General features: G+C 43.9%; 22 protein-coding genes. 10 read left to right on the top strand and 12 right to left on the bottom strand.

From position 1 onward, the window contains the following. Positions 1–5: 5 nt before the first annotated feature. On the bottom strand, positions 6–1,406 hold the full coding sequence (locus A3EU_RS0111945) for a 3' terminal RNA ribose 2'-O-methyltransferase Hen1 (RefSeq protein WP_020536402.1): 1,401 nt from the start codon (positions 1,404–1,406) through the stop codon (positions 6–8). Positions 1,407–1,502: 96 nt separating this feature from the next. Between A3EU_RS0111945 and A3EU_RS0111940 the strand changes: the two genes are divergently transcribed. After that, positions 1,503–2,525, top strand: a complete 1,023-nt coding sequence (locus A3EU_RS0111940) for a helix-turn-helix transcriptional regulator (RefSeq protein ID WP_020536401.1) — start codon at positions 1,503–1,505, stop codon at positions 2,523–2,525. Between the two features lie 41 nt (positions 2,526–2,566). On the opposite strand, the gene A3EU_RS0111935 is transcribed toward A3EU_RS0111940, so the two are convergent. Further along, positions 2,567–3,994 carry a hypothetical protein gene (locus A3EU_RS0111935; protein WP_156825739.1) on the bottom strand — a complete coding sequence of 476 codons (1,428 nt, stop codon included), beginning with the start codon at positions 3,992–3,994 and terminating at the stop codon, positions 2,567–2,569. A gap of 190 nt (positions 3,995–4,184) precedes the next feature. On the opposite strand from A3EU_RS0111935, the gene A3EU_RS0111930 reads away from it, so the two are divergent. Both A3EU_RS0111930 and A3EU_RS0111925 read left to right on the top strand, forming a co-directional pair. Continuing rightward, complete coding sequence (locus A3EU_RS0111930; RefSeq protein WP_169433344.1) at positions 4,185–7,154, top strand: T9SS type A sorting domain-containing protein; 2,970 nt, start codon at positions 4,185–4,187, stop codon at positions 7,152–7,154. A gap of 436 nt (positions 7,155–7,590) precedes the next feature. Further along, a complete protein-coding gene (locus tag A3EU_RS0111925) occupies positions 7,591–8,064 on the top strand; it encodes a GNAT family N-acetyltransferase (protein WP_020536398.1) in 474 nt (157 codons plus the stop codon). 67 nt (positions 8,065–8,131) lie between these two features. Here the strand turns inward: A3EU_RS0111925 and A3EU_RS0111920 are convergent, their stop codons facing one another. Next, positions 8,132–10,129, bottom strand: a complete 1,998-nt coding sequence (locus tag A3EU_RS0111920) for a carboxy terminal-processing peptidase (protein WP_425412679.1) — start codon at positions 10,127–10,129, stop codon at positions 8,132–8,134. Between the two features lie 478 nt (positions 10,130–10,607). On the opposite strand from A3EU_RS0111920, the gene trhO reads away from it, so the two are divergent. After that, on the top strand, positions 10,608–11,651 hold the full coding sequence (gene trhO, locus A3EU_RS30225; protein ID WP_020536396.1) for an oxygen-dependent tRNA uridine(34) hydroxylase TrhO: 1,044 nt from the start codon (positions 10,608–10,610) through the stop codon (positions 11,649–11,651). A gap of 252 nt (positions 11,652–11,903) precedes the next feature. Continuing rightward, the gene (gene rsmI / locus A3EU_RS0111910) at positions 11,904–12,578 is read left to right on the top strand and encodes a 16S rRNA (cytidine(1402)-2'-O)-methyltransferase (protein WP_020536395.1); all 675 of its coding nucleotides are present in this window, start codon (positions 11,904–11,906) and stop codon (positions 12,576–12,578) included. Positions 12,579–12,636: 58 nt separating this feature from the next. On the opposite strand, the gene A3EU_RS0111905 is transcribed toward rsmI, so the two are convergent. After that, a complete protein-coding gene (locus A3EU_RS0111905; protein WP_020536394.1) occupies positions 12,637–13,038 on the bottom strand; it encodes a lipocalin family protein in 402 nt (133 codons plus the stop codon). A gap of 130 nt (positions 13,039–13,168) precedes the next feature. On the opposite strand from A3EU_RS0111905, the gene A3EU_RS30220 reads away from it, so the two are divergent. The 3 genes from A3EU_RS30220 (at position 13,169) to asnS (ending at position 16,258) form a co-directional block, all read left to right on the top strand. Next, entirely contained in the window at positions 13,169–13,744 is a 576-nt protein-coding gene (locus A3EU_RS30220; protein WP_020536393.1) for a TetR/AcrR family transcriptional regulator, read from the top strand. Positions 13,745–13,765: 21 nt separating this feature from the next. Further along, positions 13,766–14,692, top strand: coding sequence for an alpha/beta fold hydrolase (locus A3EU_RS0111895; protein WP_020536392.1), 927 nt, complete (start codon positions 13,766–13,768; stop codon positions 14,690–14,692). A gap of 132 nt (positions 14,693–14,824) precedes the next feature. Beyond that, positions 14,825–16,258, top strand: a complete 1,434-nt coding sequence (gene asnS, locus A3EU_RS0111890; RefSeq protein WP_020536391.1) for an asparagine--tRNA ligase — start codon at positions 14,825–14,827, stop codon at positions 16,256–16,258. A gap of 93 nt (positions 16,259–16,351) precedes the next feature. Here the strand turns inward: asnS and A3EU_RS0111885 are convergent, their stop codons facing one another. Then, positions 16,352–18,022, bottom strand: a complete 1,671-nt coding sequence (locus A3EU_RS0111885; RefSeq protein ID WP_425412678.1) for an FG-GAP-like repeat-containing protein — start codon at positions 18,020–18,022, stop codon at positions 16,352–16,354. A 265-nt stretch (positions 18,023–18,287) separates the two neighbouring features. Beyond that, positions 18,288–20,414 (bottom strand): elongation factor G, encoded by a 2,127-nt coding sequence (locus A3EU_RS0111880; protein WP_020536389.1) that lies wholly within the window; start codon positions 20,412–20,414, stop codon positions 18,288–18,290. Between the two features lie 358 nt (positions 20,415–20,772). On the opposite strand from A3EU_RS0111880, the gene A3EU_RS30215 reads away from it, so the two are divergent. Both A3EU_RS30215 and yjjG read left to right on the top strand, forming a co-directional pair. Further along, positions 20,773–21,360, top strand: a complete 588-nt coding sequence (locus tag A3EU_RS30215; protein WP_020536388.1) for an HD domain-containing protein — start codon at positions 20,773–20,775, stop codon at positions 21,358–21,360. A gap of 8 nt (positions 21,361–21,368) precedes the next feature. Further along, positions 21,369–22,061, top strand: a complete 693-nt coding sequence (yjjG, locus tag A3EU_RS0111870) for a pyrimidine 5'-nucleotidase (RefSeq protein WP_020536387.1) — start codon at positions 21,369–21,371, stop codon at positions 22,059–22,061. Positions 22,062–22,069: 8 nt separating this feature from the next. Here the strand turns inward: yjjG and A3EU_RS0111865 are convergent, their stop codons facing one another. The 6 genes from A3EU_RS0111865 to A3EU_RS0111840 all read right to left on the bottom strand — a co-directional run bounded on the left by A3EU_RS0111865 (position 22,070) and on the right by A3EU_RS0111840 (position 26,045). Beyond that, a complete protein-coding gene (locus A3EU_RS0111865) occupies positions 22,070–22,621 on the bottom strand; it encodes a DUF6940 family protein (protein WP_020536386.1) in 552 nt (183 codons plus the stop codon). Between the two features lie 46 nt (positions 22,622–22,667). Then, on the bottom strand, positions 22,668–23,927 hold the full coding sequence (locus A3EU_RS0111860) for a sterol desaturase family protein (RefSeq protein ID WP_020536385.1): 1,260 nt from the start codon (positions 23,925–23,927) through the stop codon (positions 22,668–22,670). 58 nt (positions 23,928–23,985) lie between these two features. Next, positions 23,986–24,504 (bottom strand): DinB family protein, encoded by a 519-nt coding sequence (locus A3EU_RS30210; protein WP_020536384.1) that lies wholly within the window; start codon positions 24,502–24,504, stop codon positions 23,986–23,988. Between the two features lie 199 nt (positions 24,505–24,703). Next, the gene (locus A3EU_RS0111850) at positions 24,704–24,904 is read right to left on the bottom strand and encodes a hypothetical protein (protein WP_020536383.1); all 201 of its coding nucleotides are present in this window, start codon (positions 24,902–24,904) and stop codon (positions 24,704–24,706) included. After that, positions 24,904–25,617 carry a YqjF family protein gene (locus A3EU_RS0111845; RefSeq protein ID WP_020536382.1) on the bottom strand — a complete coding sequence of 238 codons (714 nt, stop codon included), beginning with the start codon at positions 25,615–25,617 and terminating at the stop codon, positions 24,904–24,906. The genes A3EU_RS0111850 and A3EU_RS0111845 overlap by 1 nt, the downstream gene beginning before the upstream one ends. A gap of 11 nt (positions 25,618–25,628) precedes the next feature. Then, entirely contained in the window at positions 25,629–26,045 is a 417-nt protein-coding gene (locus A3EU_RS0111840; RefSeq protein ID WP_020536381.1) for a hypothetical protein, read from the bottom strand. Positions 26,046–26,078 lie beyond the last annotated feature (33 nt).

Raw genomic sequence — 26,078 nt, 5'->3', positions numbered from 1 at the left:
ATTGATCAAGTTCTAGTAAAAACGGCCATTTGCGAAGGTGCTCCATGTATGGGGTGTTCCTCACCAAGAGGATATAGGTCATAGCTGTAGCCTTGCCGTTGAGCTGTTTGTTTCGCCCAGCTCCGAAAGGTTTTTCGGTCCCATTCAAAGCGGTGGTCGGCATGGCGGAAAGTTCCTGCTGCCAGCTTAGGAAAGAGCGTATTGTATTCCACGTTCGGCGTTGTGATAACGACTATGCCCGGTTGAGCTGCGCCAAATACGACCTCTTCCAAAGCAGGGAGTCGCTCCGGGTCGAGGTGTTCAATAACCTCTACCAGTAAGGCTGCATCATAGCCATGAAAGCGTTCGTCTTCATAGGTTAGAGCGGCGTGAATAAGCCCCGTGCGGGGATCTGGATTTTGGTTTTGGCGGTGGTCCAGGTTTAATCTTCGTGCAGCTATGTGCAATGCTTCTGCAGCAACATCAGCACCTGTCAGGCGGGTGAAAGAAGTTTCTTGTTGGAGGCGTTGTAACAGTTTGCCGGAGCTACACCCCAGGTCGAGTACTGTTTTTACGCCTTTTTCTAAAAGTACTTGAGTGACGCGCTCGTGGCGTAATTGATGTAAAGTCAATGATTCTTCTTCCGTGTTGGCGGTAGTTTCCGCTGGTTTTTCTGTTGGTGGTTGAAGCACATTTTGGACGGCTTTCTGGTAGCTTTTTTTATAACCAAAATACCGTCGGGTAATCAAATCACTTTCTGGATGACTATCTAGCCAATTACTGGATTTGCTGAGTAATTTGCTAACCTCGTCTTCTTTAAAATAATAATGCTTTTGGTTGTCGAGAACAGGGAGTAGTATATAAAGCTGTTGGAGTACCTGTTGAATGGTGTTTTGTGTACGCAAATGAAGGTGGTAGTAAGGGCTGTTGCCCCAGTTGGGGAAGTTTTCATCGAGGAGTACTTGCTCGTATTTACATGTATAGCCGAGGGGAGAAAATAATCGTCCAATTAAATCCGCATTTCCTTTTACGCAAACGGTAGCAAGTTCCACCTGAATGTCCCATGTCCGATCGATCAGTTGTGGGTTAAACTTGCAAGTGCCATTGAGTGCACTAGAGTAGACCTTAGAGATAGCGGTAGTAAGCAGAGAAGAGGTAACGTAAGCCCGGTCATTGACGTACTGATCCAAGCCAGCTTTGATATTGGCATTGCGACCAAAATGATCACGACGACTTTGGCGCATTTCCTGCGTGGTGTCGATATCCATCAGTAGCGTAGCAGTGCAGCTAGTGGCATTTGCCTCAGGGAAGAAAATATGGGCCAGTCCAAAGTTGAGTTCCTTGGTTTGGTATTTGTCAGGGTGTTTGCCTAACAGGTAGCCTAATTGGGTGGCTTCAGGCCCTTTAACGGTAATGTTGAGTAACATTTTTTGACTTTGTCTTTTGTTCTGAGACAAAATTGCAGCCTTACTACGCAGAGGTGTTGCGTAGTAAGATGTTTTTTCGGATTTTTAAGAAAAAAAATGGCGCTCAACCGATTGGCTCTTATTCGTTACCGGACCATTGACAAATGTCTGCGTAACCGTTCACGCCGTTGGACATTAGATGACTTGATGGAGGCATGCTCGGAAGTACTCTACGAATACGAAGGTTCTAATCGTCCGGTAAGCCGCCGCACCATACAATACGATCTGCAGATGATGCGCTCGGATAAACTGGGCTATGAAGCACCTATTGTGGTAGAGGAACGAAAATATTACACTTACGCTGACCCCAATTATGGCATTTTACAAGGGCCTTTGAGTACAGCAGATTTAGAACAATTGGGAGAGGCCGTGTCGGTGCTTAAGCAGTTTCAAGGTTTTGGTCATCTCCAGGAATTGGGGGGCTTGGTTCAAAAATTGGAAGATAAGGTCAGTACGGCTGATTCAAAACAGCCTATTGCCATCATGCTGGAAAGCAACGAGGGGCTACGCGGATTGGAGCATCTTGAGGAACTTTACCGCGCCGTCCGGCAACAGCGAGTAGTGCGATTGACTTACCAATCGTTTAAAGCCAAACAGCCAGGATTGGTCGTGTTAAACCCTTTGCTACTGCGTGAGTTTAATAATCGTTGGTTTTTATTAGCAACCAAAGAACGGGAAACACGAATTCTTAGTTTTGCACTTGACCGTATACAGGGGATTACATTTCCAGGTACTCCTTTTGTCCCTTTGCCTAATTTTGACCCCGAAGCTTATTATAAGAATGTAGTGGGTGTAACGGTGAATACCTACCGGATAACAAAAATACGCCTTTGGCTTGATGCACGAAATGCACCATACGTGCTAACCAAGCCCTTGCATCCTTCGCAGGTGGTAGAAGAAGAATACGAGGATGGTAGTACGGTCGTTTGTATTTGGGTTATCCCCAATTATGAATTGGAAAGGCTGCTACTCGGGTTTGGTCCTGGGTTGCGCGTGCTTTCGCCAAACAGGATACGGCGAAGGATCAGGAGGCTGATCAAGGCCGCTTTGGAAGGGTATGAAGAACCGATGGATGAATAACTGTTTTCAACAGCATAATTCAAGTACTTAAAAGCTAACCATCAACCACCTCCCCCCATTTTATCAATCTGTTCCAAAAGCCAGGGGCGATCCGTCAAGGGGCTAGCATTTTCTATTTCCTGACGCAACACTACTCTTTTTTCTTTGTCAAATGGATTGATCCGTACGAGCTTTTTGGTGTATTTCAGCATGTTTTGGAATACATCTTTATGGTAGCCAATAACTTTCTTGCGTTTGAGGTAAACTTTCATGCTTTCTAATAGCGACTCCAGAGCATCGTGTTCATCTTCTTCGTAATAAATTTTCAAGAGCATGGTTTTTGCATTCATGCTAATAAGGATGTCGTTGGAGTCGAAAAAGAGGAGTAGCTGCTGAGCACGAGAATAGTTTCCTAATTCAAAAGCTAGTTTTGCTTCGCAAAAATCACGGAAGACTTTCTGGTATTCTGGTTCGAGATAATGGGTGTATTCTTTAATTACATTCTCTACCCAGTCAAAAGCTTTAAAGCGTAATGCAATCATAATAGCATTAAGGTAGGTGCGACGTGAAAGGACGTCGTTCTCCAGAATGATTTTACTTTCAAAGGTATCTTGATAGATTTCAAAGAGCTCTCGTTGGAAGTTAGTAGCTCCTTTGTTGATACGCTGGATGCAATAATTCAGCTTCATTAAGTAAATATCTCGTTGCTCACTTTCCCCAAAAACATCCAGATGTTTTTGGAGCGTGGATTTAAGAGAGAAATAGTATTCGTCACTGTCCTCGTCCTTTCGTTGTACGAGATAACCATAATAATAAATGGCAATGGCAGGATAGTCAAGTAAATCTGGCTCGGTCTCTACCGTTTTTATTACTTCTTCGAAAAACTTGCTTTCATACGTTGTGCGAAAAACCTGCTGGTGGGAAAGCGCAAGGCATGCATATTTCAGTTTTTCAGCAATAAAGAGGGTGTCAAAAGCATTTATGCACTCCTGCAAATGAATGTCTTTTGTCCGATCGATTCCACCTAATAAGGAGGAGTGTTCGTCGTATAGCGCAAAAGAATGCTTGAGTCCTGAATTGTCAAGAAGCTGACTACCTAGTCCCTGTCGCTTCATTGCTTTGAATTTATTTTGAAAAACTTTGGGTACGTTGCGCTTACGCAGGGCTCTCAAATAAGCTACAGCGTAAGCAAATTCATCCCGCTCAATCTCTTTGTAAGCAATAAACTGTTCCAATTGCTTGTATAGGAAATGCACAGTTTGTCGGAACTTAGCATCGTCATAGCTCTCCTTCGGGAATAGTTTTCGGTAAATTCGTTCTTTTAGTAAGAATTTTTCTTCTGTCAAATGTTGTCCGGCGGTCAGGTATTGGAACAAATCAATGACATCCTGACGTTGATTAAAGAAGGGAGAAGCCAGCCATTTAGAGAACTCTCGGCATTCTTTTTTATCAAGTGTTTTTAAAACAGGAATAATTGTAGAATTTTTCATAAAAAAATGACTAAAAATGATCAACAATCAAATATAATATAATCAACTGTTTTTCAGTTATTTAATTATAATTATGCGTCATAAAAATACGATTTTTTTCAACAAAACAGCTTTTTTGTCCTTGTTTTCGTTTCAACAATGGGGCACTTTTGTAATGTCAACAGAAGCAAACGACCTAATTCAAGCGCTAATGAAACGAGCAAAGGCTCATCGACTACTTAACATAGTGCAAAGCTTCACAATAGCTTTGTTACTTGTTTTATCTGGTCAGTCGGCTTTAGCGCAGGGATGGGAAGCGACTTTTGGAGGTGATAACGAAGACTACGGTACCGCTATTCTCCAAATGATCGATGAAGGCTATGTTGCAGTAGGCTATAGTGAGTCGTTTGGCAGCGACAATGATTTTGACATTTATTTAGTTCGCACAGATGTAGATGGTACTCCATTATGGGAAAGAATCTATGATGAAGGATACATCGAACATGCTTACGATATCATTTTACTAGATGACGGAGACCTCCTGATTTTAGGTGATATCAACGAAGCAAATGGCAGCGCCGCAGGAACACCTAGTGAAGTATACCTTTTAAAGGTTGATCCTTCAGGCGACATTAAATCATCTATTCGTTTCGAGAATAACGGTTTCTTCCAGAGTGGCCGGGAAATTATTCGCACCAATGATGGCGGTTATGCTATTATCGGGTCGAGTGCCAACCCAGCGATGGATCAGTCAGATATTTTGATGATCAAACTGGATGCCAATGCAGAGGAAGAGTGGCGCCGCATCTACGGCACTCCTTATCCTGATGTAGGCCAAGGGATTGTCGAAATCAACGGAGGTTATGCGCTTGCTGCGAACGTAAAAAATGGCGGAAATTTTCCAGACAATGATGTTGCCATTTATCGTTTAGATGCTGCGGGGAATCAAATAGCCGCGCGTTTCTACGGAGATGGACAGGAAAATAATGAGGATGTTAATGATGTAATCAAGACCCAGGACGGTAACCTTTTACTGGTTGGTTCTTCGAATAACTTCAATAACACTTATATTATAAAGAGTGATCTCAACGGAGATACACTTTGGACACGTGAACTTGAGGTTAGCCTCTTCGGAGAGGAATTGTACGGTGTGACCGAGTTGGAAGATGGTAGTATTGTTGCTACCGGTTATTCTGAACTCAACGAAAGTACACCAGAGATTTTGTTGCTTAAAATGTCTCCAACGGGAGAATTGGTTTGGCAACGTAATCTTAGCGAAGAATTTTCCGATTGGCGGTTCGGACTCGATGTAGTAGAAACTATTGACAAAGGCTTTATCATAGCCGGACACAATAGTCTCAGCCAGGGTTTCATCAATGATCTGAGTATTATCAGAGTAGATGGCGAAGGCAATTACTTTACGAATCTGATCCAAGGCAAAGTATTCTGGTCGCAGGATGGTTGTAATCCTTTCGAGGATGGAGACACTCCGCTGAAAGACTGGCTAGTAGAAGTTGATGGTAACAATGGCCGCTTTATTGGTACTACTGATGAGCAAGGGCATTACCGCATTCCGGTAGATATCGGCAACTACACTGTAAGTCTTTTACCTAAGAATAATGCTTGGAACATTTGCTCACCCGCAAGTTTCCCCGTTAGTTTCACGGCCAGTTATGACTCTTTGGTTTACAATTTTCCGGTACGAAGCATTCCGGATGCTTGTCCTGTTCTCAGTGTTGAAACAGGAGTCGGACCACTGCAAGCTTGTACTCAGGTAGATTACCTGATAGAATATTGCAACGATGGTTCTGCTATAGCAACTGATGCTTATGTGGAAATCTTCCTGGACGAAGAACTCACTTATGTGACGGCCAGCGTAGATACTTCACTGGAAACAAGCAACTCCATTATAGTAAGGCTTGGCGATCTCGCTCCGCTTACTTGTGGAAGCTTTACCATCACGGTAGATGTTGCTTGTGAAGATGTTGAAGACTTGCAATCAGTGATTGTTAGTACAAACATCTACCCCAATGAATACTGCGGCCCGATTGACCCTGACTGGGACATGTCGAGCATCGAAGTAACCGGACGTTGCGAAGGAAGCGACATTATTTTTACTGCTCGTAACGTAGGAGATGCTCCTACCGATGGCACACAAAATTTTGTCATCATCGAGGATCAGTTGCTTTTCCTAGATGGAACGGTACCTACGCTTGACCCTGATGAAGAGGAACCAGTTGGTGCTCCAATTCCGGCAAGTATGCTAGGTGCTACTTATCGCTTAATTGTAGAACAGGTTGAAGGCCACCCAGGCAACAATTATCCCACAGTAGTGGTCGAAGGTTGTACGCTGGAAGGCGAAGGAGGATACACAACGGGTCAAGTGACCCAGTTTCCTGAAAACGATCAGGATCCTTATGTTGACATAGATGTGCAAGAAATTTTAAACACTTTCGGTACGGCGAACTTATTAATCGGCCATCCCAAAGGCTATCAGGATTCGATCATTACGACGAATACCGATATTGAATACACAGTTTTATTCGCCAATACCGAAAGTGATACTTTAAATCGCTTGGTGATTCGGGATACACTTCCCGAGGAATTGAATTTAGCCACTTTGGCTGCAGGACCCGCAAGTCATCCCTACACTTTTGAAATTTACAACAGCGGAGTTCTTAAAATCACCTTTAACGATTTAAACTTGCTTCCAGCAGACGGCAGCGGATCGGAGACCGATTCCAGGGGTTATGTAAAGTTCACTTTATCCCAAAAACCCAACTTGCCACTTGGAACGGTTATTGAAAATCGTGCTGCCGTCTACTTTGATTACGTTGCTCCGGATATTACCAATAGCATCCGTTATTCACTTGCCTGCGAAGATTTCCTTGTTGAAGGATGTTTAGCAGTCGAATTAACAGAACCGCCGGTAAGAGAAGGACTCAATATACGGGTTCAACCGAACCCTTTCCATTCATCAGCCATCATCACTATCGATGACTGTGAATGCAACCAGCTGGAGATGGTTCTCCGTGATGCCACCGGGCGTGAAATGCGCCGGGAGAAATTCAACGGAACTAGCTTCACTTTACAACGAGATAATTTGCCTGCAGGCTTATATTTCCTGGAAATATACACCGACAAGCAGATTCTTCAGACAGGTAAGTTACTAGTCCAATAGCGGTCTAGTAGGCATAATCCCAAAAGTTTTTGAAACGGTTCCCCGCTACGGCGGGGAACCAACCCAACAAGAAGGTAATTTATTTTAATATAAACACCCTGTGTGACAAAGCTTTAGAAAGTACGTCTAACAGAGTGACCAAAGAATTTTAGGTCGTCTTTTTTTCATGAGATTATGATTTGTTGTGGAGCCGCCCCATTTGGGCGGCTCACTTTTTTTGTATACCTACGTAATATTGCGCAGAAGACAAAATGCGCTTCTCTTTAGGTTTTTCAAATAGTTAAAACACTTGAAGTGAACCGTTTATTCAACTATTATGAAAAACAGAATCGCATTTTATTTTCGTGCTGTTCTTATTTAATTCCAGCAGGAATATTTTATAAATATAGTTACCATCGATAAGGTACTTTTGCAGAGAAATAATAACCTGCAAGTCATGAGTACTCTAAATATCCGCCCCGTTGTAGCCACAGATATCCCCCGGTTAAAAGCCGTAATTGCTACCAGCGACCTTTTTCCACCGGATTTACTCGATGATATGATTGCGCCTTATTTGGCTGGCGAAGATGAAAGTATCTGGCTCACTGGTGAAGAAGATAATCCAACCTTCGTTGCCTTCTGTGCTCCAGAGCAAATGACAGAAGGTACTTGGAACCTCTATCTCATTGCGGTTTACTCAGAATTACAAAGTAAGGGTTATGGCCGGCAGGTTATGGGTTATCTTGAAGATCTCCTCGCCGAGCAAGGGGCACGAGTGCTTTTAGTAGAAACCTCAGGGTTGCCAGAATTCGAACGTACCCGTTCGTTTTATCATCAGTGTAACTATACAGAAGAGGCTCGGATTAGGGATTTCTATAAGGCGGGAGAGGACAAAGTTGTATTCTGGAAATCACTTCAAGAAAGGCAATAAAAAATCCCGAATGCCGGCAGTTGCTAGCATTCGGGATTTTTCCGAAAGTTGTCAAAACGAGGGGAACCTAGTTGCGATCATTAATCGCTACTCGTTCCAACTCAATTACATCGTGCATGATAGAAAGCACTTCGTTAATATAGACATCTTTAGAAACAGCTTTTAAGAAGTCGTCGTTTCTTGCCTTCTTACTTTCGTCTGCCTCGAAGATTGGGAGATCTACCTCTAGGTTACGAGCGCTAGTGATCACTACCTTATCGAAGAGGTTTTTAAAGCGTTCGGCATCTGCGGTCCGAGCAGCTTCGAGGTCTTGGTAGGCCTCTAAGTCAAGTGGGTAAGCCGTGAGGTCACGCAATTTTTGCATGCGAGCTGCATTGGCTTGTACCTTGCTAAATATCTCATTAGTGGCTACTCTTGCCTTGCTACGTGCTTCGATCTGCTCCATGTGGGTCATGTTAAGCACCTTCTGGTCATAATCTACAGCAGCGATCTCTGTCCAAGGCATGGGGTACTCCTGCTCTTTTTCACCTGTTTGAATATAGGCATAATTATCAGGTAAAATGATATCAGGCGTTACACCGCGCAGTTGGGTAGAACCACCATCAATGCGGTAAAATTTCTGTGTAGTCAATTTAACCTGTCCAAGTGGCTTGACGTCTTCAAAGCCACGGAGGGTACGATCTAGGTCAATAAAACGCTGGACAGTTCCTTTGCCAAAGGTAGAGTTACTACCTACGATAACGGCACGACCATAATCCTGTAGCGCTGCTGCGAGGATTTCGCTGGCACTGGCGCTGAAGTTGTTAACCATAACTACCAGTGGTCCGTCATATTGAACTTGTGGATCAACATCCATNAGTACTTCTGGCTCGTAATCGCGAGACTTTACCTGAACAACAGGCCCGCTTTCGATGAAGAAACCAGACATTTTGACTACGTCGCGTAGGCTACCTCCGCCATTGTTACGCAAGTCGAGAACGATACCATCAACACCAACGTTCTTGAGTTTTTCAATCTCTTTTTCAACATCGTCGGCACAGTGGCGGCCATTACGATCCTGGAAGTCAGCGTAGAAGCTAGGTAAAGAAATGTAGCCGATTTTTTCGCCTGGTGCCTGTCCGTCTATAATGAGAGATTTGGCAAAGCTTTCGTCTAAAATTACGATATCACGGGTGATAATGATTTCTTTTTCAGAGCCATCTACTTTTTTGACGGTTAGGATAACCTTGGTGTCTTTGCTGCCACGAATTTGCGAAACGACATCATCTATTACCATGCCCTTGATATCAACAGGAGCTTCTCCTTCTTGGGCAACCTTTGTAATAATATCATTCGCCTCCAATTCTTTGCCTTTCCATGCAGGGCCTCCTACGACTACCTCTGTGACCTTGGTATAGTCTCCTTCTGTCAGTAGGCGAGCGCCGATCCCTTCAAGTTTGCCGCTAAAGCGGATATCAAAGTTTTCCTTGTCAATCGGCTTGTAGTAGTTGGTGTGTGGGTCAAATACACCTGTAAAAGCATTGAAATATTGGCTCATCCGATCTTCACGATCTAGTTTGATCAAACGATCAAACCAGCGGTCGAACATGGTCAGAACATCTGCTCGTGCATCTGCTTCCAACTCCGTTGCGGTTTTCCCAGCCAATTCTTCATCCCCTTTTTCTTGCTTTTCTATTGCTTCAGCATACCGATCAAGTGTTTCGTACTTGAGGTACTGGTGCCAATATTGCCATAGTTCTTTCTCGTCGCTTGAATAGGCGCGCTTTTCGCCATCAAGTTCTACTGATTCTCCACCGGCAAAATCAAATGGGGTTGCAAGGATATCTTTGTAATAGCCTTGAGCACGTACCAATGCTTTTTCCATCAACTCTTGGCTGAGGTTGAAGAAGGTGAAATCGCTGGCATTAACCTGGTCGTCAATTTCGTGACGGTAGCGCTCTAGCTGGGCTACCTCTTTGGCTGTTAGGAAGCGTTTGCCACCATCAATGCCATTTAGATACAGGTCATAAATTTTTTCAGAGAAACTATCATCAATGTCCTGGGGACTGTAATGATAACGCTCCATGCTTTTCACTAAGGTCTGTAAGAGAACGGCTTCTTTTTGCTCGTCGCTCAACTGTGGGTACATAAATGCTGCGAGCATTAATACCGCTGCGAGCGAAAAGAAAATTGATTTTTTGAAATTCATATAACTGTATTTTGTCGGATCTACTTCTTGAGACGATTAGCAGTTCAAAAAGACACTGCTGTAATCTTTTGTAATTAACAAATATGTATCTTAAAAATTGTGTAAATGGGCGGTTAGCTATAACTAATGATGCCAAAAATAGCAGATTTGCATCGAATGTTACATTAGTTGAACTATTGAGTTGCCTCAATAAATACCATATTTGTTAATGAATGGTTTTCCAAAACCGTGCCAAAGCTCGATTTTAACGCTTATTTGACGAAGTCTGCCTATCTTTACCCCTGTAATTGGGCAGCAAGCCTGCAACTTGCCCATTCTGCTTTAGCAGAAATTAGCTTAACTACAGAAAAATAACATGTTTAAACGATTACACAACCTCGTCAATAACGACGAGCTGAAGCGCCGTATGGAAACCTCCGAGGAGGCGCGCACTACCCTTTCCTTTTATCAGTACCATCAGATCGAAGACCCGCTGGCTTTTCGCGACCAACTCTTTAGGGATTGGTCAAAGCTTGGAGTGTTTGGGCGTATTTATGTGGCCAAGGAAGGTATCAATGGTCAAATATCTGTACCTACGGATAATTTTGAGGCCTTCAAAGTAGCCATGTTCAGCATCCCGTTCCTGAATGGTATTCGCCTGAATATTGCGATTGATGACGATGGTAAGTCTTTCTACAAACTGAAGATCAAAGTCCGCGACAAAATCGTTGCCGACGGGCTCAATGATGATACCTTCGATGTTACCAAGCGTGGTAAGCACCTCTCCGCGAGAGAAGTGAATGAGTTGATGGCCAATGACGAGACCATTGTGGTAGACATGCGCAACCACTACGAAAGTGAGGTTGGCTATTTCAAAAACGCTGTCCGCCCTGACGTAGAAACCTTCCGAGAGGCGCTGCCTTTGGTCGAAGAGATGTTTGAGGATGCCAAGGACAAGCCGATCATCATGTATTGTACGGGCGGTATTCGTTGTGAAAAAGCCAGTGCTTACTATATGCACAAAGGCTTTGAAGCCGTCCACATGATTGATGGCGGCATCATTGAATATGCGAGGCAATGTGAAGAAGAAGGTTTAGAAAACCAGTTTTTAGGTAAAAACTTTGTTTTCGACGAACGACTTGGAGAGCGCATTTCAGAAGAGATCGTTTCAAAATGCCATCAATGTGGCAAACCCAGTGATACCCACAACAACTGTGTGAATACGGCCTGTCATATTCTCTTCATTCAATGTGAAGAATGTGCGGAGAAAAATCAAAGCTGTTGTTCCAGCGAATGCATTGATTTTATCGCCCTTCCGGAAGAAGAGCAGGAGCGTCTAAGGCCAACGATGAGTTTCAATGGGACTAAGTTTGGCAAAGGGCGATATAAAGCGAATCGCCAAAGTGATCCGATGATTTAGGAGCCATCCGACAAAAGAAAAGTAATATCCATTTTAGGGCTTACTTCAATCACGACCATTATCTTCGCAGATATAAGTTTGATGAAGATGGCCAATTGATTGATATCATCTACTAGTGTGGGTGAATTCGTATTAAGCGTATGGTTGGCCTTCTAGATGAGTAGGTTGCGCGGGCTTTAGCCCGCATTCTAGCGGACTAAAGCCCGCGCAACCTGTTGCTTTTGTCTAAACAACTTCTAATTCTAGTATACTATGTCTGGTAAACTCTATCTCGTTCCTACGCCAATTGGCAACCTTGAGGATATGACCTTACGGGCATTGCGGATATTGAAAGAGGTGACATTGGTACTTGCAGAAGATACTCGCACGAGTAAACGTCTCTTACAGCATTTTGAGATAGAGACGCCTTTGCGGGCTTTTCATGCGCACAATGAGCACAAGGTGACGGATAGGATAGTCGCCGAGTTACAGGCAGGAGCCGAGTGGGCACTGGTCACCGATGCCGGTAGCCCTGGTATTAGTGATCCTGGTTTTTTGTTGGTGCGAGCTTGTGTGGAAGCCGGAATAAGAGTGGAAGCATTGCCAGGAGCAACAGCCCTTATTCCAGCTTTGACTGCTTCAGGGCTGCCTGCTGATAAATTTCATTTTGAAGGCTTTCTTCCTCATAAAAAAGGCCGTCAGACGCGACTCTTGTACCTGGCAGAGCTTCCCGTCACCTTTGTGATGTACGAATCTCCGTACCGGTTAGTAAAGTGCCTGGATCAGTTGATTGAGCATTGTGGCCCAGAACGGATGGCTTGCGTAGCGCGCGAGCTCACGAAAATGTTTGAAGAAGTAACAACTGCTACCCTACAAGAACTTGCGGATTACTACCGCGAGAAAGATAAAGTCAAAGGCGAAATTGTATTGGTTGTGGCGGGGAAGTAGTCTTGTTAAGAGTTTGCCTTAGAACGATTTCGCAGTAGGAGCAAGTGCTAAATAAACCCTAAGGGCTAACAACCAGCCGGTTTCCTGTCAATTCTAAAACCTCTAAATCGAGGACCAAGGCCTGGTTCGCGTCATAAATTTTCAAATTTGCGTTCTTCGTATTATAATCCCAGGTTCCGGTAAGGGAATAATGAGCATCAACGGGAGAGAGAACAGAATAGGTGCAACTACCTCCTTCCTGGAGGTGGTAAGTGGCGCGGTATCTGCTGGCTGGGAGATCAGAAAAATCACAAGGTTGGAAATAGCGCCCCTCTTCTAGCACCTCTTCGTGGACGTGCGTCCAACAATTCAAGAACAAATTAGGATCGATAACACTAGGGTCTTTGGCCTGGTCACAGGCTGAAAAAATCAGAACAATTAAGATAGAGGATAAGCTCAGGAAGAAAGTAAGGGGCTTCATGTTTCGTGGTTTTCTATGAAAGACAGTCGATTATGCCTGTGGTGTTGGGTAAAAGGTAGGTTTTTTCGGTGAGAGACTTGCGTTAAGTATTAAAAAGGACTAACTTACCGATCGAACGGTTAGTAAAATTATGCCTGTACAAAAAACAACAAAAGAAGATATCCTACTGCGCTGCTGGGAGGTGATCAATTTACACGGTTATAAAGGCTCTTCGATCAGTATGCTGGCCAAGGCTGCTGGGCTGGGCAAAGCTGGCTTACTGCATCATTTTGGTTCTAAAGAAGACCTGATGCATGCTGTGTTAGTGTTTTCGATGGATTTTTTCCGTGGTTATGTGTTGGCTATAGCAGACGATGAGTCACTGCCTTTGGAGCAGCGGTTGGAGAAAATGCTTCGTCGTCAAAACCGTTTGGCCAAAATTGACCAGCGGGGGTGTTTTTTCACCAACGTAATTATGGAGATGGGGCAGGAAGGCATTCATAATAAACTACTGATGGACTTTTATGATGAGTGGAAGCAGATTTTCGCTCAATTATTAGGTAAAGTACTGACGGTAGAGCAAGCCAAAGATCAAGCTTACTTGATGCTTTTGCAATACGAAGGAGCTATCACTTTATACAAACTTAGTGGAGATGAAACACACCTTGAATCATTTGTAGGCCGCTATGTACAAATTCTAACTTCTGCCAAGAACCAATTGGTTTAACCCTCAAGAATCGGAAGCATCATGAATTATCAAAAACTTCTTTTCAAAGCGATAGGTGTGCGTATTAATTTCACCGCACTATTTAACGTGAAGAAGGCCGGACAACGCACCTATCGCCTTTTTACGACGCCTCCGAAACCACAGTTGCGTGAAAAAGAGCTTGATTTTCTAGCCACTGCTACCCGCCTTGATAGTATGCGTGCAGGACGGAGCATTGTGGAGTATCACTGGGGAGCAGAAGACGCTCCTTATATATTACTTAGTTATGGTTGGGGGTATAATTCTGGGCGTTGGCGTTATTTTGTAGAACCATTGATCAAGGCAGGTTACCGTGTGATTGCCTATGATCCCCCTGGGCATGGACAGGCAGTAAGGGAGCGACTTAATTTTGTGGAGAACGTCGATATTATTACAGGTTTGATTCGCTATTATGGGCGCCCGGAAATAACAATTGGTCATTCTTTTGGAGGGGCATGCAGTGTACAAGCTATGGCATTGTTACCTAAGTCTCTGCACCCTCAGCGGATGGTGGTGATGGGGGCTTTTAGCAATGCTCAAACCAGCGTCTTCAAATCGCTCAAGGATGGTTTGGGCTTAGGACAAGCTGTTTATTCAGCGTTTGAAAATTGTATTAAAGAAGCGGCGGGTGATCGCTTTACTTCCTTTGATATCGGGCGAGGGTCGGCAGCGTTAGGGCATATTTCAGCATTGATCGTCCATGACCCTCAGGATGAGGTTACCGCAGGGAATCAGGCTTTGGGCTTTCATGCTTACTGGCCAGGCAGTGCCTTGTATTTGCCTCTCGGCGCTAAACATCATTTGGGTACCCCCAGGGTGACGAATGCAATTATTGATTTTGCTGTGCGTGGTGATTTGCCTCAAACTGCGACTGTGCAGGAGCGCCCATTGCCCAAAAGCTACGAATTAGCGAGCTTTTACAAAAGGTAAGAGGCATTAATAGTTACGCAATTCCCAGCTTCTTTCTATCTTCGCGCTTTATTTTGAACGGCCTCCGTCGTGGTAAAGGGAACAGTATCCTGCCTTTTCGCGTTAGAGTCTGCAATAAAAAGATAAGCGGGAATGATTACCAGAACAGAAATCGCAAAAATCTTACAGACCCCCCCCATTGATTCCGATGTAACGGTTATGGGCTGGGTACGTGCTTACCGAGGCCGGCGCTTTATAGCGTTGTATGATGGCTCTACTTCAGAAACATTACAAGTTGTTGTAGACTTTGAAAATTTCCCTGAAGATTTGATTAGTAAGATCAAATTTCACGCGTGTATCAGTGTTACTGGCACCGTTGTTGAAAGCCAAGGAAGTGGTCAGGCTGTGGAGATTGTCGCTAAGGAAGTTGAGATTCTGGGTGAGAATAATCTGGAAGATTACCCCTTGCAAGCTAAAAAACAAACGGTAGAGTTTCTACGAGAGCAGGCTCACCTGCGGATGCGTACGGCTACCTTTAGTTCTGTTTTTCGTATTCGCCACGCCGTGGCTTACGCTGTAAATAAGTACTTCAACGATCGTGGTTACTATTACCTACACACACCTATTATTACAGGTAGTGATGCTGAAGGTGCTGGGGAAATGTTTCGGGTGAGTACATTGGACCCTGAAGACTTGCCACGTACTGAAGAAGGTACTGTTGATTACAACAAAGACTTTTTTGGTAAACCCACCAATCTGACGGTTTCTGGTCAGTTGCAGGCAGAGATTGGCGCTATGGCATTGGGCAAGGTCTACACTTTTGGGCCTACTTTCCGTGCAGAAAACTCTAATACGACCCGTCACTTGTCGGAGTTTTGGATGATTGAGCCGGAAGCAGCCTTTTTTGATCTAGAGAATGACATGGATTTGGCAGAAGATTTTGTCAAATACCTGATTAACTATGTCCTAGATAATTTTGACAGCGATCTTCAATTGCTGGATAAGCGTATTCAGAATGCCGAGAAAAATCTGCCTCAGGTTGATCGTCGTCCGATGGGGTTGATTGAGATGCTTCGTTTTGTGGTAGAGAACGATTTCGAGCGTATCACTTATACGGAAGCAGTGAATATGCTGCGCAACAGCAAGCCATTCAAAAAAGGCAAGTTCGAATTTGAGCCGGTTTGGGGCGTTGATCTACAGGCCGAGCATGAGCGCTTTTTGGTAGAGAAGAAATTCAAAAAGCCAGTAATCGTTAGGGATTACCCTAAAGATATCAAGGCCTTCTATATGCGGATGAATGACGATGATAAAACCGTTGCCGCAATGGACGTTCTTTTCCCTTACATCGGTGAAGTAATCGGTGGTTCACAGCGGGAAGAGCGCCAGGATATGCTCCTCAAGCGGATGGGTGAGATGAATGTTTCAGAGGAAGAGCTTTGGTGGTACACAGATTTGCGCCGCTTCGGAGGAGCACCTCACGCAGGTTTCGGTCTTGGCTTTGAGCGTATGGTACAATTTATCACGGGTATTACCAACATACGTGATGTAATTCCATTCCCTCGTGCTCCGCGTACAGCAGAATTTTAAAACGCTCAGAAATAACTCAATTATTAGCTGGTCTATACGATCGTACTGGAGTGAAGTTTTCAGTACGATCGCATAGAGGTATATGTAGGTTTTTTATTCTTTCAAGACTTTAAATGTTTNTGATGTACCATTGATCGTGGCCACCAAAATGTAAATACCTTTTGGATAGTTTGATAAGTTGATCTTGGTTTGTAGCGAATTTATTTCTGCTGAATAAAGCTGATGACCAATTAATGAAAAAAGAGTGATTCTATCATTACTGGTAAATGAGGCATCATTGATTTTTAAAACCACTTCTGAACTGGTTGGATTGGGAAATACGATTACTTGATTTGCAGTAATTGGGTCATTAGTATCAGTGGTTATAAAACTATTACATTCGTTAGTATATGCAGTACTCAATTCAGTACTTACTGCTAGAATGGCGGTAGAGTCTTTACAGATACACCTTCCGTCATTAGAATTATAAGTCATGTAGGGTGCATTTGTTTCAAAAGCCTTGAATGTGCATTGTTCGAATGTCAATGCGTCACTTGTAAGCATTTGGGCCGTATGATTCCAATTTGTGAAAAGTGTATTTCCCCCAGTCCAATGATTTAAACCAGCTTGTTGATTGAATTCACAGGGTTTGAAAAACAATAAATATAAAGCTCCGGCACTACCTGCTCCTGCTCCCCCACCATAGTTTACTGCTATTGTTCCATCGCCTCTCAAATCACCAATAAAAGAAATAGAACGGGAGAATCTGTCTTCAGGGGTTAAAGTGAATCCAAAACCACCATCCGTATTATTGATTCGAGTATACGTTTTTACTGTCTTATCTTCATTGAGGTATAAAATGTAGCCCCAGTCTTCATTTTGCTGGTTTGCTCCGGTCATCAAATCAGGCACACCATCTCCATTGAGATCTCCAACTTTGCACAATGCATGCCCAAAATTTGCACCTTGAGATCCATTGGGATTCGAACCAACCGTCAGCGTATCAGTAAAGCCATTGAGTCCTTCTGTGATTTTAAGTTTAGATGCGACATTAAAAGTTGAGTTATTCAAGGACAATATCCAGATTGCTCCTTTTCCACCATCAGATTTAAAAGCACCCACAGCTAATTCTTTTGTTCCGTCACCATCGAGATCTCCTAGCATAGCTACCTCTCTTCCTTCAAACTCATCCCCTGGAAGTAGCCCTGTTCCTAATCCACCACTTAAAGGGTTTATTAATACTGTTTGTTCGGGTATTACTTGCGAGTCATTATTCAAAAAAAGGATACTAATAGCTCCAGTATTGTTACCTCCAATATCTGAACTTGGGTCACAAGCAACTAAATCAATTCTACCGTCATTGTTAATATCACCAATAGCTGAAAGCCCTTGTGCAACAATAGCTGTGTTTTTTACAAAATTCTTTACTGTTCCATCGCTGTTTAGATGAATAATATATAAAGCTCTATTGGTTGAAGCGGGTGCCGAAGCTGCTATATCTGGAATGCCATCATTATCGTAATCACCTATTCCTGCAACCCCGTAACCAAAGAAATTATTTTCAAGCAAGGTTTCATTAAATCCCCCTTCTAGCATTGATATTTTTTGATTAGACTGAACTGTTCCATCATTATTCAAAAACACAATATAAACGGCACCTGCGTCTGTTGCACCATCATCATCAGAACGAGCACCAATGACAAGGTCTATAACACCATCTCCATTAATATCCCCGGCTTGGTCATGATCACGGCTGAACCTATCGCCAGGTTCTAAGTCTGCCATCATACCACCTGAACCATTTTCGATTTTCACATATCCATCTGGCCCCCATTGTGTATTTATTTGAGCACCAAGGTTGTTAAATGAAGATAATAGGATAAGCACAAGTAATTTGAGTAGATTAAATTTCATAATTCACATATCTTAGATATTGTCAAAAAAAACATTTGACTCATCAGTAGTGAAAAAAGTTTAATCCTATTACTTGATTCTATTAGCCTTTGTAGTTTCTAATGGACGTCAGGTTGTTTTTTATAATAGTTTATAGCTACGCTTCGGCTTCTTCTTCCTCGTAACCCGCCATTAATTTTTCCTGAATATCAAAAGGTAATGGATTGTATTCCGCAAAGCGGCGAGTGAACTTGGCCCGCCCTTGGCTTAGTGACCTCAATGTAGAGGAATACTGGTACATCTCAGATTGTGGCACCTTGGCGATGATTTTTTGGTAATGCCCATCTGAATCCATCCCAGAGATCATTGCTCGACGAGTTTGGAGATCTCCCATTATATCTCCCAGAACCTCTGCATCACACAAGACTTCGAGGTCGTAAATAGGTTCCAGAACTTGCGGGCTGGCATTTTTGAAAGCATCTCTGATGGCCATTTTTGCTGCAATCATAAAGGCCGTATCATTGGAATCAACAGCGTGCATTTTTCCATCGTAGACCGAAACACGTATATCCTGACAGGGGGAACCCGTAAGTGGCCCTTCTTCCATTCGTTGAAGGATACCTTTTTTTATCGCATTAGCGTATTTCGCGTCGATACTACCTCCAACAATACACCAATAGAAGGAAAGGGTGCCTCCCCAGGGAAGTTCTTCTGTCTCTTTCTTACGCACGTTTAATCCTTCTGGCTCAGGCATTCCTTCGTGATAAGGCTCAACACGGAGGTGGATTTCGGCAAATTGGCCCGACCCTCCGCTTTGTTTTTTATGTCGATAGCTGGTGTCGGTAGCTCCTGTGACCGTTTCGCGATAAGAAATGCGAGGACGGATAAAGTTCATTTTAATGCCATTGAGTTCTTCAATCCGGTAGCGTATCAGGTCCAGGTGTAACTGTCCTTGGCCATGAACCAGTGTTTGTTTGAGTGCGGGTGACTGTTCCACGTGAAGGGTGGGGTCTTCTTCTTCGATAATATGAAGGGCCTTCATCAGCTTTTCCATCTCTGCTTTGCCCGGTGGTTCGAGGGCTACACGAATGCGTGATTCAGGAAAGTGCATAGGCTCAATGCTGCGCTTATGACCTTTAGCATTGAGTGTTTGATTGGAATGAGAGTCTTTTAATTTTAGTGTAACCCCCAAGTCGCCGGCACGTACTTCTGTTGTACTAGTGCGGTCCTTGCCATTGGCTAAAAATAATTGTGTGAAACGTTCTGTTTGCCCGGTGGAAGCATTCTCTAGCTCATCGCCGGCGGCTAAGACACCACTGAACACCTTGAAATAAGAGACGTTACCTACGCGAGGTTCGGAAATGGTTTTATAAATGAAGATGGTTGTATCACCGCTTGCTGAGCAAGCAAGTTCACCGCCATTTTCCAGGGCTGCTGCTGGTCGATCTGCTGGACTGGGGCATACATCATTGATGAATCCCATAATTCTGCCACTTCCCATGTTGTGTTCGGCGGCACAGCAAAAGACGGGAAAAAGCTCCTGGTTGGCAATTGCAATTCGGAGGCCGGTGGCAAGCTCTTCTTCCGTCAGGGTGCCTGCTTCGAAAAATTTTTCCATTAGGCCTTCGTCATTCTCTGCGGCTGCTTCAACGAGGGCATTGTGAAGCTCCATTGCCCGGTCCATTTCTTCGGCAGGGATAGCTTCTTTGGTGGGTTTGCCACCATCTTCGGGGAAGACATAGAGGGTCATCCGTAAGGCATCAACAATAGTGTTGAAGTCTCTGCCAGGGTTGAGTGGATATTGCACGGGGATTACCTTGTTGCCAAAGCGAGCTATTGCTTGCTCAAGGGTATTGTCGTAATCGGCTTTTTCATGATCAAGGTGATTAATGGCAAATAGGGCGGGCGTTTTAAAGCTTTCGATGTATTCCCAGATCAATTCTGAGCCTACTTCGACACCACTGCGTGCATTAAGGAGCATGACTCCTGTATCTGCAACCTTTAAAGATGAAATAACTTCTCCTACGAAATCATCGTAGCCGGGCGTATCGATAATGTTGATTTTACTGTCCTTCCAGTTAGCGTGAAGAAGCGCTGAAAAAACGGAATTGCCCCTTTCCTTTTCCAGGTTGGTGTAATCAGAGACGGTATTCCCTGCTGTAGAGGATCCCCGGCGGGAAAGACTCCCTGCTTCGAAGAGCATACACTCCGCCAGGGTAGTTTTTCCCGAACCAGGATGTCCTAGTAAGACTACGTTACGAATATTATTGGTGTCATATCCCATAAGCGATTGATTTTAAATGATAGAAGAACAGTAAAATCAGATTAGGATTGTAAGTCGGAATTAAATTAGGTATTTATTCTATTTTTTCACAATATTATTTTACGATAATTTAGAATTGTGGCTTTTGGTTGTGTTTTTTGTTGTTTGGTGATTAGCGTGGGATTGTTTGTTGCTTTTGAGAAAGCAACTTATCGATCATTAGGGGCGTTAAATTTTTAGCCCTGGCACATTGAGTTCATAGGAAGTAATCTAATTGTGTAGAGCCTCAAATAACTTTGTTGTACTGATATATAGTGATACTCCCTTTGTAATGTTGTATTTTGTGGGCAGGACTTGGTCAAGAACAGGCTTTAGCTTCATGCGCAATAAAACATCAGCGAAAACAATCGACTTAGCCGAGGAACTCGGCGTAGAAACGGCCTTGGAAAGAGCGCTCATTGGGCATCCTCTAATGATAGAGGGGATGCTATGGGGACTTCCTCGTTATGGGCATCCGGAAGGGGAGGTTTATAAGCATGTCAAAGAAGTTTTAGCAAATATCGATTGTTTAGAGATTACAGACAAAGAGCGCGAATGGCTGCGAATAGTGGCGCTGGTACACGACACTTTCAAGTTTCAGGAGGATAAACGTGAGCCCCGAAATTGGCATCGTCATCATGCCGTTTTAGCACGCCGGTTTTTGGAGGAGTTCGTTGACGATGAAGCATTGCTCAATATTGTCCAAAATCATGATGAGGTCTATTACATTTGGCGGGATATGGTTCTCTTTAAGCAACCTGAGCGCGGCGCACAACGGATGGAGCGTTTAATTGATCGTCTACAGGGGTACAATCAACTTTTTTATCTGTTTTTTAAATGTGACACCCAAACTGGTGACAAAAATCCAGCACCTATTAAGTGGGTAGAAGAAAATTTTCCAGGGGTGACTCCAGTGAAATTGAAATAAAAACAACTATGCCCCAATTCCAATGGTTACTGTTTGATTTTGATAATACCTTGGTAGACTTTACCAATACCAGTAAGCATGCTTTGTGGCAAAGTTTCCGTGATTTTGACACGACCTGTACAGAAGATATTCATGAAGTGTACAAAACCGTCAACCACCAAGTGTGGACGGCCTTTGAGAAAGGAGAAATATCAGCGGAAAGGTTACGTGTTGAACGATTTGAATTGCTTTTTCAGGCAATAGGATCAGTACCTTCTGAGCCTCAGGTTTTTAGTAAAAGATTTCTGGATAATCTGGTTCAATTAAGCGAAGCTTATGAAGGTGTACCCGCATTGCTTGAGCAACTTGGGACGCAGTATCACCTTGGGGTTATCACCAACGGGCTGAAGGAAGTACAACGCCCTCGCTTGGATTTGTTAAAGCTGCGTGACCATTTCAAGAGCATCGTTGTGTCAGATGAAATAGGCGTGGCCAAGCCGCATGCTGCTTTTTTTGAGCACGTTTACCAAAATCTCCCGCACCCTGTGGCCAAAGAAGAAATTTTGGTGATTGGCGATAACCTCCATTCAGATATTAAAGGAGGAAACGACTATGGCTGCCCAACATGCTGGGTCAGTCATGAGCGAGACAACAAAACCGATATCCTACCCAATTTTACAATTACTAAAGTTCAGGAGTTGGTTGGCGTATTGGAAGACTAACAGAAAAGCTAACTACTGTATTTCCTGAAAGTATAATACTTGGGCCTCTTGTCCCAGCGAATATGTAACCAGTATACTCCCAAGCCTGAGGTGCTCAGCCAATGTTTTTCATCAGTGACTTGCGCTGCGAGTAGATCACCAAGAGCTTGCCAGTACTGATGCGTATGTGCGGTGGTAGCCGTACGGCAAAATGTGGCCAGGTGAGGAAATTGGGCGTCTTGTACGGGACAGGGCGCTAATAAATGAGCATCACCCCTTAAGTTTGGGAAATCAACAACCATTTTGTAAGTATCAAAAAAGGCAGAAAAGGGCTTAGGTGTTGCCTGAGCTTTTGCTAGAGAGGTACTGTTTACCAAAACAAATTCATAATCCTGTCCGAGAAGATTCAAAGACAAAGGAGGGTGTTCCCAAAAATAAGCAGGGAAGGGACTGTCAACTAGTGTACGGTTATAGAATTGCCGAAACGCTGCTGATGTTTGCCAATAGTTGATGACCTTAGCAAAGGATAGTCGCTCGTTTTGATCGCTGATCTTATAATGCTGGGTTCTATCATCCAGCACGGTTGTTTCAAGAGAGAAAGGAGTTTCGATGATATCTGAAGTTTGATTATGCTAATTTTCGGTTAACGGAAGACCATACTTCGGTACGTACAAAGTATAGGCAACATGCCAAAGAAATCACTAAGTAGGCTACAACCAGCCAGCTTCCCATAACCCCTAAGCCAAACCATCCTTGAAAGAGGTAGATTGCTGCCAAGCCATAGACAAACTTCAAGCCTTCCAGTGGAAGTGATAGTCGATGACGATCCATCAGGGTAGTGTAGGCAAAAACAGAAAGCATCAAAAAGCCGCCATAGCATAGAATCTCAATAAAGGTAAGCGTGCCAATCTCAAACATGAGGTGGTACATCAATACAAAGTTGATGGTCAATTGCCCCCATGACCAATAGCTTAGTGGGCGTGAAAGGTGGCTGTCGTATTTTTTCTGTTCGCCTGCTGTTTTGTAATATGGGATCGGGTATTTCTCAAGTACATCGGTGGGGCGCCAGCCGGTGGGCATAAACCAGATGCGGGCCTTGTCCCACCACGAGCGGGTATGCCAGGCATCTTGCAAGATGCTCCAAACGTGCATGAAATTGATTAAAATGGGGTTCCATGTACCCGCTGGACGCTTGGTGCCGTATACTGGTGGTACTTCTTTAAGTTCTTCCTGAAATGTGCCGAACAGCTTATCCCATATGATGAATATTTCGGAAAAATTCTTGTCCAGGTATTCGTCATTGATAGCATGATGTACTCGGTGATGGGAGGGCGTAACCATGATGGATTCCAACGGCCCCATGCGGTCGATCAGGCGTGTATGGTACCAAAATTGGCTGAAAAAGTGGATGGGTGCAATGAAGGCAACCACCTCTGTGGGGACACCAAGTAGGGCCATAGGGATATAGAGAAAGAAATAAACACCAACAAAGGCAGAGACATCCTGCCGTAAGGCACAAGAGAGATTGAATTCTTCGCTACTATGATGAATGACGTGGCGGTTCCAGAACAGGTTGATTTCATGGTTCCAGCGATGTGACCAGTAGCCCTTGAAATCAAGGCCAACAAAGGCCAATGCATAGACCCAACCTGCGGCAGGCAGATCAAAAAGCGCCAAGTGCCCGACCATCCATTCGTAACTAAGGATGATGACAGCCAAGCCCATGAGGGTCTTTAGCGTGTTGGTCATGCCAGAGCTGAGGCTGGAGATGGTATCCGCTGCGTGATTGACTTGCACGCCTCGCCAGCGAGCGACCAGTGATTCAATGAGAATCAAAATCAGAAAACCCGGGATAGCATAAGCAAGTACAGTGGCGTATGTTTCCATTGCAGTAATATTCGGTTAGGATCGGCTAATTTAGCGAAAATTCGCTAAATGAAAATATTTACCAATTTCCTGCGTAATTCAAGTCTATGCCCGTTGTTTGTTGAAGATAAGCTCTCTTGATACGATTGATTTGCCGAATATGCAGTTGATCATGTGCTAACCAGTTGGCTAAAAACAAGCCGGCACTCATAGGGCCGAGTTTGGGATGTTGATAAGTGTTGTCCCAAGCTGGTGAAGTGAGTGATTGTAGCCAAGTTATAGAAGCCGTTCTTTCTTTGAGGAATGCAGCTATTTTTACCGTGTAATCTTGGGCAAGATAGGCGCGTTCCTGCACCCATTTTGTGGGATCAAATGGTGGCAGTGGTTGCGTAGGGTCTTCCAAAATAAGTTTTATCCGCTGCCGGAAATCTTCCTTTTCTTCATCATAAAGGTGGCAAACGACTTCCAAGAGGCACCAATGCTCTGGTTGTGGTCGCCAAAGGATCATCTCCGGATTGGCGTCTTGCAAAAGACCAGCAAAGACCAGCTGGTTGTTGGCCAATTCTTGAATGATTGGAATAGCTTGCTGGATGGTCATAACTTAAAGGGTTAATTGCAAAATGGAGGTATCAACAAAAACTCTCAGAGCTAAAGAATAAGGCATTGGGTAGGTGTCCCAACAAGCTCTTAAATAAATAGAATCAATGAGTTTGTAAATATACAAGGAGTGGAAATCTGAAAAGGTCGAACCTCAGTCTTAATGTGGTTGACCAGAATTTGAACCGATTTGTTACACGTTACTCCTGTTGTGTTTCTTCCTCTTTCTTCGAAGAAGGTAAATTACGAGCGATTAATAAGAGCGCAATGCCCATCAAAAAGGCCCCTCCTGCACTGAGTAAGGTACTGGCCCCTTTACGGTAAAATAGAAATACTAAAACAGCCCCTGCAGCGACAAGCATTCCTGCTAGGATTTGTAATACCGTTTTTTGTCCATTCATTATTCAGCCATTTTACGTTTACCTTCCACGGTGATGGCCGACCCTTCGGCGAGCATGACGGTAGAAGGTTTTTCTTGGTTTAAAAAGGCAAAGTCTGGTCCATAAACCTTACCGTAATCTACATCAATTTGGTAGTCATTTACTTGGTATTGCTCCCATTTTGGGTGTGTTACCTCGTATTCGTTGCTTTTCTTGGGGCCAGCATGCGCATAACCCCAGTAGTGTTCGGTGATGAATTCTGTTTCACCACCGGGTTCAATGGCGCTAGTCGCCCGATCAGCATTTACCATGAAGGTGAACCAATCTTGCTGCATTTTCCATTGGTATTCTACTAGCCTGGTGGCATCGGTTTCTTCCCAGCGGTGGCGCATTTTTAAGGTCTGGTAGTTTTCCTGGTAGATGGTGTTGGCTACAAAAGTGATCGCTGGTTTGGGGACAATCTCTTTGATAAAAACAACGCCGCGCTTCCATTCTCCCTCCTCAAGTCGACGGACATAAAACCGTAGGTTGACTTCCTCGAAATTGACATGAAAGGGAATCTTGACCCCTAGTAAGCGGACATTTACAAACATAAACCCCACCAAGCTTACGTAACATTTGCCTTGCCAGAGGTCTAGTTCGGTGCCAAAGGGAACATAAGGTTCCAATACCTTAGGGTCGATAACATAATTTGCGAAAGCCAATTTTCGCCATTCGGCAGTGAGAAAACTCATAGGTGTGCTTTTTAGGAAAACAAGACAATAATAGCGATAAGTCCAATTGTTCCCAGCGTCGTAGTCGTAATTCCTAATCGCTTTGATCTCAACCAACCAGATGCTCCAATGGTGAACATTAGCGCTAAAATACCTCCCATGTGAGCGAGGGTGCCGAAAGTACGGGCGCGTATCATTTCTCCTTCATCGACCTTGAATGGAAAACCAGGGGTAGTAAACATTACCAGCTCGGTCATGGCAAACGTAGCAATGATAAACAGGATGGCTGCACTTGCTGAACTGACAATTAGGACCTTCATCATTTTACGCTCATTATCAGCGACCAGGAGAGTTACCAATAGTGTAGCAGAGAACCCACCCAGGAAGACACTGATGAAAATGATTTGCGTGGCCAACGCATTCATATATTCATTTGAAAGAGAGATCATATTAGGTGTTTGTTATGGAAGGAGGGACAAAGG

The sequence above is a fragment of the Lewinella cohaerens DSM 23179 genome (assembly GCF_000379805.1).
Taxonomy (GTDB): domain Bacteria; phylum Bacteroidota; class Bacteroidia; order Chitinophagales; family Saprospiraceae; genus Lewinella; species Lewinella cohaerens.
Note: the sequence above shows the minus strand (reverse complement) of the source record. Positions and strands in the feature narration are given on the sequence as shown.

What these genes read in the sequence shown, in the direction of transcription:
- A3EU_RS0111845 (WP_020536382.1), bottom strand. Translation starts at nt 25,617, where the DNA reads ATGAGTTTTCTCACTGCCGAATGGCGAAAATTGGCTTTCGCAAATTAT.
- A3EU_RS0111930 (WP_169433344.1), top strand. Translation starts at nt 4,185, where the DNA reads ATGAAACGAGCAAAGGCTCATCGACTACTTAACATAGTGCAAAGCTTC.
- A3EU_RS30220 (WP_020536393.1), top strand. Translation starts at nt 13,169, where the DNA reads ATGCCTGTACAAAAAACAACAAAAGAAGATATCCTACTGCGCTGCTGG.
- A3EU_RS0111850 (WP_020536383.1), bottom strand. Translation starts at nt 24,904, where the DNA reads ATGAATGGACAAAAAACGGTATTACAAATCCTAGCAGGAATGCTTGTC.
- trhO (WP_020536396.1), top strand. Translation starts at nt 10,608, where the DNA reads ATGTTTAAACGATTACACAACCTCGTCAATAACGACGAGCTGAAGCGC.
- A3EU_RS0111905 (WP_020536394.1), bottom strand. Translation starts at nt 13,038, where the DNA reads ATGAAGCCCCTTACTTTCTTCCTGAGCTTATCCTCTATCTTAATTGTT.
- A3EU_RS0111860 (WP_020536385.1), bottom strand. Translation starts at nt 23,927, where the DNA reads ATGGAAACATACGCCACTGTACTTGCTTATGCTATCCCGGGTTTTCTG.
- A3EU_RS0111935 (WP_156825739.1), bottom strand. Translation starts at nt 3,994, where the DNA reads ATGAAAAATTCTACAATTATTCCTGTTTTAAAAACACTTGATAAAAAA.
- A3EU_RS30215 (WP_020536388.1), top strand. Translation starts at nt 20,773, where the DNA reads ATGCGCAATAAAACATCAGCGAAAACAATCGACTTAGCCGAGGAACTC.
- A3EU_RS0111895 (WP_020536392.1), top strand. Translation starts at nt 13,766, where the DNA reads ATGAATTATCAAAAACTTCTTTTCAAAGCGATAGGTGTGCGTATTAAT.
- A3EU_RS0111945 (WP_020536402.1), bottom strand. Translation starts at nt 1,406, where the DNA reads ATGTTACTCAACATTACCGTTAAAGGGCCTGAAGCCACCCAATTAGGC.
- rsmI (WP_020536395.1), top strand. Translation starts at nt 11,904, where the DNA reads ATGTCTGGTAAACTCTATCTCGTTCCTACGCCAATTGGCAACCTTGAG.
- A3EU_RS0111940 (WP_020536401.1), top strand. Translation starts at nt 1,503, where the DNA reads ATGGCGCTCAACCGATTGGCTCTTATTCGTTACCGGACCATTGACAAA.
- asnS (WP_020536391.1), top strand. Translation starts at nt 14,825, where the DNA reads ATGATTACCAGAACAGAAATCGCAAAAATCTTACAGACCCCCCCCATT.
- A3EU_RS0111880 (WP_020536389.1), bottom strand. Translation starts at nt 20,414, where the DNA reads ATGGGATATGACACCAATAATATTCGTAACGTAGTCTTACTAGGACAT.
- A3EU_RS0111840 (WP_020536381.1), bottom strand. Translation starts at nt 26,045, where the DNA reads ATGATCTCTCTTTCAAATGAATATATGAATGCGTTGGCCACGCAAATC.
- yjjG (WP_020536387.1), top strand. Translation starts at nt 21,369, where the DNA reads ATGCCCCAATTCCAATGGTTACTGTTTGATTTTGATAATACCTTGGTA.
- A3EU_RS0111925 (WP_020536398.1), top strand. Translation starts at nt 7,591, where the DNA reads ATGAGTACTCTAAATATCCGCCCCGTTGTAGCCACAGATATCCCCCGG.
- A3EU_RS30210 (WP_020536384.1), bottom strand. Translation starts at nt 24,504, where the DNA reads ATGACCATCCAGCAAGCTATTCCAATCATTCAAGAATTGGCCAACAAC.